The following is a 15763-nucleotide window of genomic DNA, read 5'->3' as shown; positions in this document are numbered from 1 at the left end:
TGTCATCGAAGGGCGGCAGAACGTGAGCGAGGCGAGCGGGTTCGACAGGTACGGGGGGCCATCCGGCATGCTCCCCGACCGGACGGGACAGGCCGAGGCCTTCGACGCGATCGGACAGCACTACGACGACGCCTTCCCGCACAAGGACGGCCAGCTGGCCGCCGGGCGCAGGCTCGCCGACGCGCTGCCGCCCGGGTCGAGGGTGCTCGACGTGGGGTGCGGCACGGGTCTGCCGACCGCCCGCCAGCTCGCGGACGCCGGGCACTTCGTCCTCGGCGTCGATCTCTCCGCCGGCATGCTCGACCTCGCCAGGAAGAACGTGCCTGCGCAGAACGCCGAGTTCCGGCAGCTCGACCTGGCGGCGCTGCGGGCCGAAGGGCCGGGTGGCGTCGGGCAATTCGACGGGATCGCGGCGTTCTTCGCGCTCTTGATGTTGCCGCGCGACGAGATCCCGTACGCTCTGCGGCTGCTGCACGGACTGCTGCGCCCCGGCGGCCTGCTCGCGCTCGCCATGGTCGAGGCCGACCTGGATGACGCGGGAATTCCGTTCCTGGGGCACACAATCCGGGTATCCGGTTACCTGCGAGACGAACTGCGCCAGGTCGTACGGGACGCGGGCTTCGACATCGTCGACGAGGACACGTACTCCTACGCCCCGGCGAGTACCGACGTACCACCCGAGCACCAGCTCTTCCTGCACTGCCGACGCGGCTGACCAAAGTAGCCACCACCGGACACCAAGGCGCAGCCCCGGACGGACGGATTCGAAACGCGTGACGGAGCACTCCATCCCCGACGAGGGCCGACAGCCCCGAGCTGCCCGGCCCGCCGCCCCCGCGGATCCCCGCGGGGCGCAGGCGCGTGCCCCGAAGGCACGGAACAACCCGGGCGCGGCAGCTTTACCCGCACAGCCCCAGGCCAGGGCGGGCGACTGCACCGCGAGCCCCAGCGACGAGCACTCCCAGTCGTCGGGGCACTCGGGCCAGCAGCCCGACCCGCACCGGCCGCGCCCCGCCCCCGAAGGCGTGCCGCCGCGGCCCGACCCCGCCCAGGGGTCCGGGCAGGGCGGCGGCCCCGACTTCCCCGACGGCGCCCCCACGGGCTCCCCGGACGGTGAGGAGCGGCGCACGGGACAGCCGCGGCCGCCGGGCTCCGGCCCGGCGGCGATGCGGCGCGACGGCGACCGCCTGCGCTTCGTGGGCGCGGCCACCCGGCGCATCGCCCGCGGCATCGACCTGGACGAGATCGTGATGGGCCTGTGCCGGGCCACGGTGCCGACCTTCTCGGACGCGATCCTCGTCTACCTGCGCGACCCGCTGCCGGTCGGCGAGGAGCGGCCCAGCGGCGCCCTCGTACTGCGCCTGCGCCGCACCGACCGGCTGCGCTCCATCGAGGAAGGGGCGGAGGAGCCCGACACCGAAGGCGGCGCCATGCCCGCCCTGCAGGTGCAGACCGACCTCGTGGCGACCGCCGAGCTGTGCGAGGTGCAGCCCGGCGGCGCCCTCGCCGAGGTCCTGCGCGGCGTGCGCCCGGTCTTCGCCGACGCCCCGGCGGCCCGCGCCGCGCTGCCCGAACTGCTCGGCGACGGCCGCACGGCGCCCTCGGGGCAGCGCACGATCCTCGCCCCGCTGCGGGGCAGGCGCCGGGTGATCGGCGCCGCGGTGTTCCTGCGCCGCCCCGACCGGCCCGCGTTCGAGGCCGACGACCTCCTGGTCGCCGCCCAGCTGGCCACGCACAGCGCGCTCGGCATCGACAAGGCCGTGCTGTACGGCCGCGAGGCGTACATCGCCGACGAGCTCCAGCGCACGATGCTGCCCGAGACCCTGCCGCGCCCCACCGGCGTCCGCCTGGCGTCCCGGTATCTCCCGGCCGCCGAGACGGCCCGCGTGGGCGGTGACTGGTACGACGCGATCCCGCTGCCCGGCAGCCGGGTCGCGCTCGTGGTGGGCGACGTCATGGGGCACTCCATGACCTCGGCCGCGATCATGGGCCAGCTGCGTACGACGGCCCAGACCCTGGCCGGGCTCGACCTGCCGCCCCAGGAGGTCCTGCACCACCTGGACGAGCAGGCCCAGCGGCTCGGCTCGGACCGCATGGCGACCTGCCTCTACGCGGTCTACGACCCGGTCGCGCACCGCATCACGATCGCCAACGCCGGTCACCCGCCGCCCGTCCTGCTGCACCTGGGCGGCCGCGCCGAGGTCCTGCGGGTCCCGCCGGGCGCGCCCATCGGCGTGGGCGGCGTGGACTTCGAGGCCGTGGAGCTGGACGCACCCGCGGGCGCCACGCTGCTCCTGTACACGGACGGCCTGGTGGAGTCCCGGCTGCGGGACGTGTGGACCGGGATAGAGCAGCTGCGCGAACGTCTCGCCGCCACCGCGCAGTTGACGGGCCCCGACCATCCGCCGCCCCTGGAAGCCCTCTGCGACGACGTGCTCGACATGCTCGGCCCCGGCGACCGGGACGACGACATCGCGCTGCTCGCCGCCCGCTTCGACGGGATCGCGCCGAGCGACGTCGCGTACTGGTACCTGGAGCCGGAGGACGCCACGCCCGCCCGCGCCCGGCGCCTGGCCCGCAGCGCCCTGGAGCGCTGGGGCCTCCAGGAGCTGACCGACTCCCTGGAGCTCCTGGTCAGCGAGGTCGTGACGAACGCCGTGCGGTACGCGTCGCGCCCGGTGACCCTGCGTCTGCTGCGTACGGACGTGCTGCGCTGCGAGGTCGGCGACGACGTGCCGCAGCTGCCGCGGCTGCGGCAGGCGCGGGCCATGGACGAGGGCGGGCGCGGCCTCTATCTGGTCAACAAGCTGGCCCGGCGGTGGGGCGCGACGCGCCTGAGCACCGGCAAGGTGGTGTGGTTCGAGCTGAACCACACCTGAACCGGGCCTGATCGCGGGGCACGGTACGGCGAAGGCGCCCGGAAGCAGTTGCTTCCGGGCGCCTTCGCCGTACCGTGCCGTGCGACGTGCCGTGTAGCCGTCAGTCCCTGCCCGGCCGCCCGTTCGGGTTCTCCGGGATCTCGATGGAGTCCGTCGGGTCCGGCTCCTCCGGGTCGCCCGTCGGCGGCTCCGTGGTCGGGTCGTCCGTCGGCGGCTCGGTCGTCGGGGTCTCCGTCGGCTTCTCCGTCGTCGGGTCGTCCGTCGGCGGCTTCGTCGTCGGCTTCTCCGTCTCCGACGGCTCCTCCGTCGGCTCCTCGGGAGCCTGCGTCGTCGGGTCCGGGGGCGGCGCGATGGCCGCGCCCATGGACGTGTCCAGGTCGAACTTGCTGGGCGAGCCCATCGCGTCGAAGGTGTACGCCGCCCAGATCTGCGCCGGGAAGCTGCCGCCGTCCACGCGCGGCAGACCGCCGGCGCCCTTCATGGAGACCTGCTTGCTCTGCTCGGCCGTGCCGGCCGCGCCCTCGCCGAACAGGCCCACGGAGGTGACCAGCTTGGGCGTGTAGCCGACGAACCAGGCCGACTTGTTGTCGTCGGACGTACCGGTCTTGCCCGCCACGTCCTGGACGGGGCTGCGCACCGCGCGGCCCGTGCCGTCGTCGACCACACCGGTCAGGACCGAGGTGAGCGAGTCCGCGGTGCCGCGCTCGACCACCCGCTCGCCGATCGCGTCCGGCAGCTCGATCGTGCGGTCCTTGTGCTCGACGGAGGCCACGATCGTGGGGGTGACCTTCTTGCCGTGGTTGTCGAGCGTCGCGTAGACACCCGCCATCTCCAGCGGGCTCGCGCCCATGGTGCCCAGGGTCTGCGCGGGCACGGCGGGCAGGTCGTCGACGTCCATGCCGAGCTTGCCCGCGGTCTCCAGGACGTCGTCCATGCCGACGTCCACGCCCATCTGCGCGAAGACGGAGTTGATGGACTTGTTCATCGCCTTCTGGACGGTGACCGGGCCGTAGCTCTTGTCGTCCTCGTTCGGCGGCGCGAAGGCGACGTCGCTGCCCTTGACCGGGCGCTTGCTGGTGCCGTCGTAGACGGTGTTCGCCGTGATCGGCTGGCCGGACTGCGTCCTGGCGCCGTTCTCCAGGGCGGCCGCCAGGATCAGCGGCTTGAAGGTCGACGCCGGCTGGTAGTCACGCCGGGTGGCGTTGTTCGTGTAGTGCTTGACGTAGTCCTCGCCGCCGTACATCGCCAAGACCTTGCCGGTCTTGGGGTCGACGGACGCGGCACCGGCCTGCACCCGGGCGTCGGCCTTGCGCTTGTCGGGGTCGAGCTGGTCGTTCAGCTTCTTGTCGACGGCCTTCTCGAGCTGCTTCTGCTTCTTCTTGTCGATGTTGAGCGTGATCGTGTAGCCGCCCGCGTCGAACTGCTCCTCGCTGAGGTGACCGGCCTTCATGACCTCGGCCTTGGCCTCCCTCACGAGGTAACCGGCCTGGCCCTCCAGGCCGGGCGCGGCCTTGGGCGGGTCCGGCTTGTCGAACTTCAGTTGCTCGCGCTCGCTCGCGGGCAGCCAGTTCTCCTCGACCATGTTGTCGAGCACGTAGTTCCAGCGCGCCTCGACCAGCTTCCTGCTGGCGTCCGTGGCGGAGGTCCAGTCGTACTGGCTCGGGGCCTGGAGGAGGGCGGCGAGATAGGCGCCCTGCGAGACGTTCAGCTCCTCGGCGTCGACGCCGTAGTAGGCCTGGGCCGCGGCCTGGATGCCGTAGGCGCCGCGGCCGTAGTAGCTGGTGTTGATGTACCCGGCGAGGATGTAGTCCTTGCTCTTGTTCTGGTCCACCTTCAGCGAGATGACCAGTTCCTTGAGCTTGCGGGTCACCGTCTGGTCCGACGTCAAGTAGTAGTTCTTGACGTACTGCTGGGTGATCGTCGAGCCACCCTGCTTGCCCTTGCCGGAGACGGTGTTGATCACGCCGCGGGCCGTGCCCTTGAAGTCGACGCCCTTGTCCTTGTAGAAGGACTTGTTCTCGGCGGCCACGAAGGTGCGCTGCACCTTCTTGGGCACCTTGTCCAGGTCGACGACCTCGCGGTTCAGCTCGCCGGTCCTGGCGATGACGTCGCCGTTCTTGTACTTGTAGACGTTGCTCTGGAGCTTGGCCGCCGCGTTGCCCTCGGGCACGTCGACCACCATGTAGAGGACGACGAAGGAGAGCATGCCGAGCAGGCAGAGCCCGAAGAACGTACCCAGGATCTTCTTCAGCGTGAAGAAGCGGCGTATGCCCGTGCGCTTGGGTTTGCCGCCACCGGCGGTGCGCCCGCGCGACGCCCGGCGCGCGCCGCGCTGCCGCGCTTGTCGCTCTTCCGCTCGGCCCATGAGTCTGAGTGCTCCGCTTCCGTCTCGTTCGCTTGTCCGTACGTCGTCGTGCGGTGTCGTCCGTACAGATGACCGTCAAGTCAGCTCAAGAAGCTAACACCGCACCTAGGGACAAAGGACTGCCGATCCGGCCTTTTCCGGACGTGACAATCAGCACCCGCCCCACCGGAACCGGTGATTGCCCCGAGTAAATCGACGGTTTCGGGGCCCAGAAGGTTGCCCGGATTTCGAACCTGTGAGCCCTTGGTCAGACCTCGATCAGCCCTCGCCCAGCTCTGCACCAGGGGTATACACGGCACGTATACACGCCGTGTAGAGTGCTCCGCATGTCCATCGGTCACACCCTCCTCGGCCTTCTTGAGTCGGGCCCGCGCCACGGCTACGACCTCAAGCGCACCTTCGACGAGAAGTTCGGTCACGACAAGCCACTGCACTACGGGCAGGTCTACTCGACCATGTCCCGCCTCCTGAAGAACGGCCTCGTGGAGGTCGACGGCATAGAGGCGGGCGGCGGACCCGAGCGCAAGCGGTACGCGATCACCGAAGCCGGCATCACCGATGTCGAGCGGTGGCTCGCCACCCCGGAGAAGCCCGAGCCCTACCTCCAGTCGACCCTCTACACGAAGGTCGTCCTCGCGCTCCTCACCGAGCGCGACGCCTCGGAGATGCTCGACGCCCAGCGGGCCGAGCACCTGCGCCTGATGCGCATACTCACCGACCGCAAGCGCAAGGGTGACCTCGCCGACCAGCTGATCTGCGACCACGCGCTCTTCCACCTCGAAGCCGATCTGCGCTGGCTCGAACTGGCCGCCGCACGCCTCGGCAGGCTCGCCCAGGAGGTGCGCTCCGCATGACCCCCGCCGGTTCCCTTCTCACCGCCTCCGGTCTTCGCAAGACGTACGGTCCGACGACCGCGCTCGACGACGCGGGCTTCTCCATCCACCCCGGAGAGGTCGTCGCCGTCATGGGCCCGTCCGGCTCCGGCAAGTCCACGCTCCTGCACTGCCTCGCGGGGATCGTCAAGCCCGACTCGGGCTCCATCACGTACAACGGCCGCGAGCTCGTGGGCCTGCCGGACGCCGCGCTGAGCGCCCTGCGCCGCAGCGAGTTCGGGTTCGTCTTCCAGTTCGGCCAGCTGGTCCCGGAGCTGACCTGCGTGGAGAACGTGGCGCTTCCGCTGCGGCTCAACGGCGCGAAGCGCAAGGAGGCCGAGGCGACCGCCCGTACCTGGATGGAGCGCCTGGAGGTCGAGGACGTCGCCGCCAAGCGGCCCGGCGAGGTCTCCGGCGGCCAGGGGCAGCGCGTCGCCGTGGCCCGCGCGCTCGCCACGAGCCCGCGTGTGGTCTTCGCCGACGAACCGACCGGCGCGCTCGACTCGCTCAACGGCGAGCGCGTGATGGAGCTGCTCACCGACGCCGCGCGCTCGACGAACGCCGCCGTGGTCCTGGTCACGCACGAGACGCGGGTCGCGGCCTACTCCGACCGCGAGATCGTCGTGCGCGACGGCAGGTCACGGGACATGGAGCGGGCGATATGAGTCTCGACACGCGTTCCAGGGCCCGTGCGGCCTCCCGGCCGCCGCTCGCCGACGGCACCGCGACCGTGTCCACGGGGGGACCCCGCGCCTTCGCCCGCGACCTCGTGATGGGCATACGTTTCGCCGTCGGCGGCGGCCGTGAGGGCTGGACCCGCACCCTGCTCACGGCGGTCGGCGTGGGCCTCGGTGTGGCGCTGCTGCTCGGCGCCTCGTCCGTGCCCAATCTGCTCAAGGAGCGCGAGGACCGCTCGGTGGCCCGCTCGGCCAACGACCAGTTCACCGCCGAGAAGGTCGAGCGCTCCGACTCCACGGTCCTCCAGCGCGACGTCCCCACCGACTTCCGCGACGCGACGGTCAGCGGCCGCGTGCTGCGCGCCGAGGGCAGCAACCCGACCCTGCCGCCGGGCCTGAAAAAGCTCCCGGCGGACGGCGAGATGGCCGTGTCGCCCGCACTGCGCGAGCTCCTGGACAGCTCCGACGGCGCCCTCCTGAAGGAGCGGTTCGGCGAGTACCGGATCACGGACACCATCGGCGACGCGGGCCTGACCAACCCCAAGGAGCTCTACTACTACGCCGGTTCCGACGCCCTGACCCAGGCCAAGGGCGGCCACCGCGTGGCGGCCTTCGGGTACGAAGAGCCCGCGGAACCCATGGACCCGCTGCTGATCGTCCTGGTGGTCCTGATCTGCGTGGTGCTGCTGACCCCGGTGATCATCTTCATCGGCACGGCGGTCCGCTTCGGCGGCGACCGGCGCGACCGGCGGCTCGCCGCGCTGCGCCTGGTCGGCGCGGACGCGCACAGCGTGCGGCGGATCGCGGCGGGCGAGGCCCTGTGCGGCGCGCTGCTCGGCCTCGCCCTGGGCGGGCTGTTCTTCCTGGGCGTGCGCGAGGTGATCGGCACCCTCGACGGGTGGAAGATCAGCGCGTTCCCCTCCGACGTGGTGCCGGTGCCCGGCCTCGCCGCGCTGATCCTGCTCGCCGTGCCCGTCACCGCCGTCGTGGTCACGCTGATCTCGCTGCGGGCCGTCTCCATCGAACCGCTGGGCGTCGTGCGCAGCACCAGGCCCCGCAAGCGCCGCGTCTGGTGGCGCGTCGTGATGCCGCTCCTGGGCCTCGGAATCCTCTTCGCCTCGGGCCAGGTCGGGGGCGACGTGGTCAACGGCTACGTCGGGGGCGACGTGGGGGCGCCGGTCGTCTCCATCGGTGTGGGCGCGACGCTCACCCTGGTGGGCCTGGCCGCGCTGCTGCCCTGGCTCGTCGAGGCGAGCGTGGCCCGGCTGCGCGGCGGCGGCCCCGTGCCCTGGCAGCTGGCCACCCGCAGGCTCCAGTTGAGCAGCGGTACGGCGGCCCGCGCGGTCAGCGGCATCACCGTCGCGGTGGCGGGCGCGATCGCCCTGCAGATGCTGTTCGTCGCGATGAACGACGACTTCAACCGGATGACCGGCAGCGACCCGGGCCGCGCCAAGCTGGTGGTCAGGGCGGACGTCGGCGACGGCGGCCTCGCCGACCGGATGATCGACAAGTTCCGCACGACCAAGGGCGTCAAGAACGTCATCGGCACGGTCTCCACGTACGTCGTGAAGCCGGGCAAGCTGAAGGACCCCGACGCCCTGCGGCCCACCACGGAGCTGACGGTCGGCACCTGCGCGAACCTGCGCGAGCTCGCCCGCATCGGCAGCTGCACGGACGGCGACACCTTCGTCGTGCACACCGGCGACACCGAGATGAACGACTGGGTCGACCAGTCGGCAAGGCCGGGCAAGCCCATCGACCTGAACGCCATCAGCTGGGACGAGGCCGGCCACCGGCACGTCCCGTGGACGCTGCCCGCCGACTCGCGCACGGTCACGGCGCGCCCCGACCCGGGCGGCGACCTGCACGACGGCATCTACGCCACACCCGGCGCGATCGACATGTCCAAGATGGCCGACGCCACGACGACGGCGATGATCCAGGTCGACCCGGACGTCCGGGACTCCGAGGAGTACATCCGCAACACCGCGGCCCACGTCGACCCGTTCCTCGACGTGACGACGCTGCGCGCGGTCGAGCGCGACAAGCAGTACGCCACCATCCAGAACGGCCTGCGGATCGGCGCGATGGCGACGATGGGCCTGATCGCGGCGTCCATGCTGGTCTCGATGACCGAGCAACTGCGGGAGCGCAAGCGCCTGCTCGCGGCCCTCACCGCGTTCGGCACGCGCCGCGCGTCGATGGCGTGGTCGATCCTGTGGCAGACCGCGATTCCGGTCGTGATCGGCCTGGTGCTCGCCGTCGCGGGCGGCCTCGGCCTCGGCTGGGTCATGGTCCGCATGATCCAGAAGTCGGTCACCGACTGGTGGCTCTTCGTCCCCCTGACGGCGGCCGGCGCCGCCCTCGTCGCGGTCGTGACGCTGCTCAGCCTGCCGCCGCTGTGGCGCATGATGCGCCCGGACGGCCTGCGTACGGAGTAACTGCCCCAGCGGGGGCGGATCGTTGCCGGTGCGGGGTCACAACACCCGCACCGGCAACGGCTTTACGGCCCCCCTCAGGGCGGCGGCGAGCACCTCGTACTCGGCGGCCCGCGCGGCCCCCGTACGCATCGCGAGGGCGATGCGCCGGGTCGGCGCCGGGTCCGCGAAGTACCCCGTGAGCAGCTGGTTGCTGCGGCTGGTCTCGACGCGGACGGCGGTGCGCGGAAGCAGCGTCACACCGAGCCCGCCGGCCACCAGCTGTACGAGGGTGGAGAGCCCGGCGGCCGTCGTGGTCACCGGGGCGTCCGCGCGCCCGGCCTCCCGGCAGATGTCCAGGGCCTGGTCGCGCAGGCAGTGCCCCTCGTCGAGCAGCAGCAGGTTCAGCTCGCGCAGGGCGTCGCGCGGGATGCCCTCGCGCCCGCCGAGCCAGTGGTCCAGCGGGGTGACGAGCACGAAGTCCTCGTCGAACAGGGGTAGTTCGGTGACGCCGGGCACGCCGAGCGGCACGGCGAGCAGCAGCAGGTCGAGGCGTCCCGCGCCCAGGCCCTCGATCAGCGACGAGGTCTGCTCCTCGTGCACCTGGAGATCGAGGTCCGGGTACTTCTCGTGGACGAGCCCGATGAGCGTGGGCAGCAGATAGGGCGCCACCGTCGGGATCACGCCGAGCCGCAGCGCCCCGGTGAACGGCGCGCGCACCGCGTCGGCCTCCTCCATCAGCGCCCCGACCTCCTCGAGGACGGCCCTGGCCCGCACCGCGAGGCGCTCGCCCGCCGACGAGAGCAGCACCTTGCGGGTCGTACGCTCGAGCAGGGTGACACCGAGTGTCTCCTCCAGGGCCGAGACGGCGCCGGAGAGCGCGGGCTGACTCATGCCGATCGCGGCGGCGGCATCCCGGAAGTGCAGATGCTCGGCGACGGCGGCGAAGGCACGCAGCTGGGCGAGGCTGGGCTGGCGGGCGCCGCGTTTGGCCGCGGGCTTGGCGCTGGTGGCCACGGCACTCCTCCTTGATTCCGGTGTCGATTCCGGTGTCCTCTTACTACTGGCACTGATAGCCAGGTCCGATCAACACGACCCACTCTAGCTATTTCCCTAATCAATGCACCCTGTGCCACCATCAACATCAGTCCAACCCCCCAGGAAACTCCCCAAAAGGGATTTTCTTTGCAGCAAGGAGAGCGCGTGCTCACTGTCGGTGACAAGTTCCCCCAGTTCGATCTGACTGCCTGTGTCTCGCTGGAGCAGGGTTCCGAGTTCCAGCAGATCGACCACAAGACCTACGAGGGCAAGTGGAAGATCGTCTTCGCGTGGCCCAAGGACTTCACCTTCGTGTGCCCGACCGAGATCGCCGCTTTCGGCAAGCTGAACGACGAGTTCGCCGACCGTGACGCCCAGGTCCTCGGCTTCTCCGGTGACTCCGAGTTCGTGCACCACGCCTGGCGCAAGGACCACCCGGACCTGACGGACCTGCCCTTCCCGATGCTGGCCGACTCGAAGCACGAGCTCATGCGTGACCTCGGCATCGAGGGCGAGGACGGCTTCGCCCAGCGCGCCGTCTTCATCGTCGACCAGAACAACGAGATCCAGTTCACGATGGTGACCGCCGGTTCCGTCGGCCGTAACCCCAAGGAGGTCCTCCGGGTCCTCGACGCGCTCCAGACGGACGAGCTCTGCCCGTGCAACTGGAGCAAGGGCGACGAGACCCTGGACCCGGTCGCGCTCCTCTCGGGCGAGTGAACGGAGCCTACTGACATGGCACTCGACGAACTGAAGTCCGCCGTACCGGACTACGCCAAGGACCTGAAGCTGAACCTCGGCTCGGTCATCGGCAACTCGGACCTGCCGAAGCAGCAGCTGTGGGGCACGGTGCTCGCCTGCGCGATCGCCTCCCGCTCCCCCAAGGTGCTGCGCGAGCTGGAGCCCGAGGCGAAGGCGAACCTCTCCCCCGAGGCGTACACCGCCGCCAAGTCGGCCGCGGCCGTCATGGCGATGAACAACGTCTTCTACCGCACGCGCCACCTGCTCTCGGACCCGGAGTACGGGACGATGCGGGCCGGCCTGCGGATGAACGTCATCGGCAACCCGGGCGTGGAGAAGGTCGACTTCGAGCTGTGGTCGCTCGCGGTTTCCGCGATCAACGGCTGTGGCCAGTGCCTCGACTCGCACGAGCAGGTGCTGCGGAAGGCCGGCGTGGATCGCGAGACGATCCAGGAAGCCTTCAAGATCGCCGCCGTGATCCAGGCGGTCGGCGTCACGCTGGACTCCGAGGAGTCCCTGGCGTAACGCCTCCCGGCACAACGGAAAGGCCCCCGCTCAGCAGCTGCTGAGCGGGGGCCTTTCCGCGATTCAGGCCGAAGGCGGTGGATCCACCGGAGCGATGTCGGCCGCCGTCGCGCCCCGCGGCTGCGGCGACTGCTTCAGGGCGGCCTCCCGGGAGTGCGCCCGCAGGTAGCCCACCACCGTGTTCGTCACGGCGACCAGCGGCACGGCCACCACGGCGCCGCCGATCCCGGCGACGAGCCCACCCGCGGCCACGGACAGCACGACGGCCAGCGGATGCACCCGCACGGCCCGTCCCAGGATGAACGGCTGGAGGATGTGCCCCTCGATCTGCTGCACGGCCAGGACCACGACCAGGGTCATCACACCGGTGAAGACGCCCTGGGTCACCAGACCCACCACCACGGCGAGCGCGCCCGAGATCACCGCGCCCACCAGCGGGATGAAGGCGAAGAGGAAGATGAAGACGGCCAGCGGCACCGCCATCGGCACCCCGAGGAAGTAGATCCCGAGCCCGATGAAGATCGCGTCGATCAGAGCCACTATCACCGTGCCGCGCACATAGGCCGTCAGCGTGCGCCAGGCACGCGGCCCCGCGCCCGCGATGCCGGGCCGCGCGGGCGCCGGGACGAGCTTGAGGACCCACTGCCAGATGCGCTTGCCGTCGTACAGCAGGAACAGCGTCGAGAACATCGCCAGCAGCATGCCGGTCATGGTCTCCACGATCACGGTGACCCCTTCGAGCCCCGCCGACGTCAGCTCCTCCGTGTTCGCCCCGACCGCGTCCCGCAGGCTCTTGGCGATGTCGTTGATCTGGTCCTCGGTCACATGGAACGGGCTGTTGAGCAGCCAGTTACGCAAGTCGTCGATGCCGTCCTGGAGCTGGCTGGAGAGCGTGTCCGCGTTCTCCATGACCTGCCAGACGACGAACCAGCCGACGAGCCCGATGACGACGAAGCCGAGTACGGCGGTGAGGACGGTCGCAAGGCCCCTCGGCAGGCCGAGCCGCCGGAGCCGGGCCACCGTCGGCTGGAGCATCGCGGTGATGAGCAGCGCCGCGACGAAGGCGAAGATGACCAGCTGCACGGCGCTGATGACCTTCATCAACACCCAGAGCGTGCCCGCGAGTACGAGAAGACGCCAGCCGGCCTCGGCCGCGACGCGCATGCCCCACGGCACCGCGTCGACGGGGTCGGGCCGTGCCGCTATGTCCGGCGCGTAGGCGGGCGGCGCGGGCACCACGGTGTCCGAACCGTCGGCTTCATCCGCCGCCGACTGCCGCGAAGACCGGACGTCGTCCCCGAAGTCGTCGTCCGACTCCGCCCGCCTGCTCCTCCGCTCGCCCATCTCAGACAGTCCGGCTCCCAGCCGGCCGATCCACTCCGGTACTCGCGCCATGATCCGTCCTCTTCCCCCGTCTCTCCGCACCACTCCCCCCTGGAAGTTGTCGGACTGACCGTACACGGCAAGACCCCCCACCGAAGGACGGTGAGGGGTCTGCAAAAGGTTGAGCGAACCGCGGCTCAGTACCAGTTGTTCGCCTGCCAGAAGTCCCACGCTCCGCAGGGGCTTCCATAGCGGTCGTTCATGTAGCCGAGGCCCCACTTGATCTGCGTGGCGGGGTTCGTCTGCCAGTCGGCTCCGGCCGAGGACATCTTGGAGCCAGGGAGCGCCTGGACGAGGCCGTACGCACCCGAAGAGGGGTTGCTGGCCTTGTAGTTCCAGGTGGACTCGTGGTTGACGATGTTGCTGAAGCACTGGAACTGGTCACCGGGGACCATCTGCCGTGCCATCGCCTGGACCTGCGAGACGGAGTACGAGGACTGCGGGGCGAAGTCCGAGGCGTCGCGTGCGGAGGAACGGCTGGCCTTGGTCTCCGCCTCCGCCTCACGCTCCTTCTTGGCCGCGGCCTTCTCGGCCTTCTCGGCTGCGGCCTCCTTCTCGGCGGCCTTCTGCTTCGCGATCGCCGACTCGGCGGCCTGCTTGCGCGCTGCTTCCGCCGCCGACTTCTTCGCGGCCGTGTCGGCAGCCATGGCCTGTGCGTCGGCCTGCTGCGTCAGGGACGCGGTCTGCACCTGGGCCTGCTGGCCCGCGGGAATGTCTGCGAGGAGAGTCGCGTCGCTTGCCGCCGCCTCGAAGTCGTTGTCATTCGAGGCGCCCGGGGTGCTGCCCGAGGCGACACCGACGACAGCGCCAACAGTGGTGACCGCGGTGGCGGATGCCACGGCGAATCCCCGGACCGAAATCCGGCTCACACGGTTTCCTTCCAGCATCGCCCGCATAGGTGACCTCGCGGACGCAATCGTGCCCCTGGCACTGGCCTCCGCTTGGTTCTCGGTCACGGGAGGCACGGACCCGGTGGACAACTCCCGTGACGGGAGCGTCGCGTGGTGCTTCGGGCGGCATGCGACGGCCACTATGAAGTTCTGGTGTTTCCGGGTTGCGGTACCGCTGGGGGTACAGGTGTGTCGCATGCGGGGCCTGACAGGACCCAGACTCTGCCCCAGCCGGACGTCGCAAGGCAATTCTCCGTGCCGTGTGAAAGCTCACACCTCGTTTGCCCCAGGAGTTTTTCGGAAAAGGGCGAACGCCACGACGCCGCCCGGCTAAGCTCCTTCGCTTCGCCGGGCGGCGCCAACTGCTGCGTAACCAGGGTGAACTGGTTCAGATCTGACCGTCCTCCAGCATTTCGGTCACCAGCGCCGCGATCTGCGAACGCTCCGATCGGGTGAGGGTGACGTGGGCGAAGAGCGGATGGCCCTTCAGCTTCTCGACCACGGCAACTACACCGTCGTACCGCCCCACTCGGAGGTTGTCGCGCTGGGCGACGTCGTGCGTGAGGACGACTCGGGAGTTCGCCCCGATCCTGGACAGAACGGTCAGAAGAACGTTCCTCTCCAAGGATTGGGCCTCGTCGACGATCACGAACGCGTCGTGCAGCGAGCGCCCGCGGATATGGGTGAGCGGGAGCACTTCGAGCATGCCGCGCGCCGTCACCTCCTCGATGACCGCCTTGCCCGCCACCGAGCCGAGCGTGTCGAAGACCGCCTGGGCCCAGGGGCCCATCTTCTCGGCCTCGGTGCCGGGCAGGTAGCCGAGCTCCTGTCCGCCCACCGCGTACAGCGGCCGGAAGACCATCACCTTCTGGTGCTGGCGGCGCTCCAGGACGGCCTCAAGACCCGCGCAGAGCGCGAGAGCCGACTTGCCGGTGCCCGCCCGGCCGCCCATCGACACGATGCCGATGTCCGGATCGAGCAGCAGGTCCAGCGCGATGCGCTGCTCCGCACTCCTCCCCTTGATGCCGAAGGCCTCACGATCGCCGCGTACGAGACGGACGTTGCCCTCGGCCGTGACGCGGCCCAGGGCCTTGCCCTTCTCGGACTGGATGGTGAGGCCCGTGTGGACGGGCAGGTCGGCCGCCTCGGGTACGTACAGGGTGTCTTCCTCGAAGAGGAGGTCCACCTGTTCGCCGGAGAGGGTCAGTTCGGACATTCCGGTCCAGCCGGAGTCCGTGATGGCGAGCTCGGCGCGGTACTCCTCCGCGAGGAGGCCGACCGAGGACGCCTTGATCCTCAGAGGCAGATCCTTGGAGACGACGGTGACGTCGTACCCCTCTGCCTGGAGGTTGCGCGCTACGGCGAGAATCCGTGAGTCGTTGTCCCCCAACCGGTAGCCGGCCGGAAGCACGCCGGGATCGGAGTGGTTGAGCTCGACGCGCAGCGTGCCGCCCAGATCGCCGATCGGGATCGGCGCGTCCAGGCGACCGTGCCGGACCCGGCAGTCGTCCAGCAGGCGCAGGGCCTGCCGGGCGAAGTAGCCGAGCTCGGGATGGTGCCGCTTCGCCTCCAGCTCCGTGACCACGACGACGGGCAGCACGACTTCGTGCTCGTCGAAGCGGTACATGGAGTTCGGGTCTGCGAGCAGAACGCTGGTGTCGAGAACATAGGTGCGCCTGTCGGGCATGCGGCGCTTTGTGCTGGTCACCACGGAAGGACGTACCCCCTCGGATGAGGTCGGGGAGCGACGGGAAGGATGCCGGGAGAATCCGGACCGGTCTCGGGACCGCAGTGCGCGGGCCGAGCTCCGGCCCTCCACTTCGCCCGTACTCACCGCACGGTCGTCCTGGTGCAAAGGGCCTCCCGGGCGGACGGCCCCATGCCGCCCGCTGAGATACGACATCCGTGAATCGGATGTCGACCTGGAAGGCTTATTCCCTCGAACAAGCGCCGCCATGCCAGGGCATATGACGGCG

At 70.3% G+C, this 15763-nt stretch carries 12 protein-coding genes; 7 read left to right on the top strand and 5 right to left on the bottom strand.

Going from position 1 to position 15763, the window contains the following annotated elements:
* The first annotated feature begins 67 nt into the window (after window positions 1–67).
* Both ACZ6ZP_RS33790 and ACZ6ZP_RS33785 read left to right on the top strand, forming a co-directional pair.
* Complete coding sequence (locus tag ACZ6ZP_RS33790) at window positions 68–715, top strand: class I SAM-dependent methyltransferase (RefSeq protein WP_351173108.1); 648 nt, start codon at window positions 68–70, stop codon at window positions 713–715.
* A 310-nt stretch (window positions 716–1025) separates the two neighbouring features.
* The gene (locus ACZ6ZP_RS33785) at window positions 1026–2879 is read left to right on the top strand and encodes a SpoIIE family protein phosphatase (RefSeq protein ID WP_469409577.1); all 1854 of its coding nucleotides are present in this window, start codon (window positions 1026–1028) and stop codon (window positions 2877–2879) included.
* A 100-nt stretch (window positions 2880–2979) separates the two neighbouring features.
* On the opposite strand, the gene ACZ6ZP_RS33780 is transcribed toward ACZ6ZP_RS33785, so the two are convergent.
* Complete coding sequence (locus ACZ6ZP_RS33780; RefSeq protein WP_351173102.1) at window positions 2980–5244, bottom strand: transglycosylase domain-containing protein; 2265 nt, start codon at window positions 5242–5244, stop codon at window positions 2980–2982.
* 326 nt (window positions 5245–5570) lie between these two features.
* Here ACZ6ZP_RS33780 and ACZ6ZP_RS33775 point away from each other — a divergent pair, with 326 nt between their 5' ends.
* The 3 genes from ACZ6ZP_RS33775 to ACZ6ZP_RS33765 are packed head-to-tail and all read left to right on the top strand — an operon-like array spanning window position 5571 to window position 9234.
* Entirely contained in the window at window positions 5571–6098 is a 528-nt protein-coding gene (locus ACZ6ZP_RS33775) for a PadR family transcriptional regulator (protein ID WP_351173099.1), read from the top strand.
* Window positions 6095–6781: an ABC transporter ATP-binding protein gene (locus ACZ6ZP_RS33770; protein WP_351173096.1), complete on the top strand. Its 687-nt coding sequence runs from the start codon at window positions 6095–6097 to the stop codon at window positions 6779–6781. The genes ACZ6ZP_RS33775 and ACZ6ZP_RS33770 overlap by 4 nt, the downstream gene beginning before the upstream one ends.
* The gene (locus tag ACZ6ZP_RS33765; RefSeq protein WP_383826296.1) at window positions 6778–9234 is read left to right on the top strand and encodes an ABC transporter permease; all 2457 of its coding nucleotides are present in this window, start codon (window positions 6778–6780) and stop codon (window positions 9232–9234) included. Before ACZ6ZP_RS33770 ends, ACZ6ZP_RS33765 begins: the two co-directional genes overlap by 4 nt.
* A gap of 36 nt (window positions 9235–9270) precedes the next feature.
* On the opposite strand, the gene ACZ6ZP_RS33760 is transcribed toward ACZ6ZP_RS33765, so the two are convergent.
* Complete coding sequence (locus ACZ6ZP_RS33760; RefSeq protein WP_351173094.1) at window positions 9271–10227, bottom strand: LysR substrate-binding domain-containing protein; 957 nt, start codon at window positions 10225–10227, stop codon at window positions 9271–9273.
* Between the two features lie 186 nt (window positions 10228–10413).
* On the opposite strand from ACZ6ZP_RS33760, the gene ACZ6ZP_RS33755 reads away from it, so the two are divergent.
* On the top strand, window positions 10414–10968 hold the full coding sequence (locus ACZ6ZP_RS33755; protein ID WP_351173091.1) for a peroxiredoxin: 555 nt from the start codon (window positions 10414–10416) through the stop codon (window positions 10966–10968).
* 15 nt (window positions 10969–10983) lie between these two features.
* The gene (locus ACZ6ZP_RS33750; RefSeq protein WP_190086364.1) at window positions 10984–11514 is read left to right on the top strand and encodes an alkyl hydroperoxide reductase; all 531 of its coding nucleotides are present in this window, start codon (window positions 10984–10986) and stop codon (window positions 11512–11514) included.
* Between the two features lie 63 nt (window positions 11515–11577).
* Here ACZ6ZP_RS33750 and ACZ6ZP_RS33745 read toward each other — a convergent pair whose 3' ends face one another.
* The 3 genes from ACZ6ZP_RS33745 to ACZ6ZP_RS33735 form a co-directional block, all read right to left on the bottom strand.
* Complete coding sequence (locus ACZ6ZP_RS33745) at window positions 11578–12909, bottom strand: AI-2E family transporter (RefSeq protein WP_351173087.1); 1332 nt, start codon at window positions 12907–12909, stop codon at window positions 11578–11580.
* 125 nt (window positions 12910–13034) lie between these two features.
* Window positions 13035–13766 (bottom strand): aggregation-promoting factor C-terminal-like domain-containing protein, encoded by a 732-nt coding sequence (locus tag ACZ6ZP_RS33740; RefSeq protein WP_454429286.1) that lies wholly within the window; start codon window positions 13764–13766, stop codon window positions 13035–13037.
* A 409-nt stretch (window positions 13767–14175) separates the two neighbouring features.
* Window positions 14176–15498, bottom strand: a complete 1323-nt coding sequence (locus ACZ6ZP_RS33735) for a PhoH family protein (protein WP_351173081.1) — start codon at window positions 15496–15498, stop codon at window positions 14176–14178.
* Window positions 15499–15763: the final 265 nt, after the last annotated feature.

The sequence above is a fragment of the Streptomyces sp. NPDC054047 genome (assembly GCF_055585065.1).
Note: the sequence above shows the minus strand (reverse complement) of the source record. Positions and strands in the feature narration are given on the sequence as shown.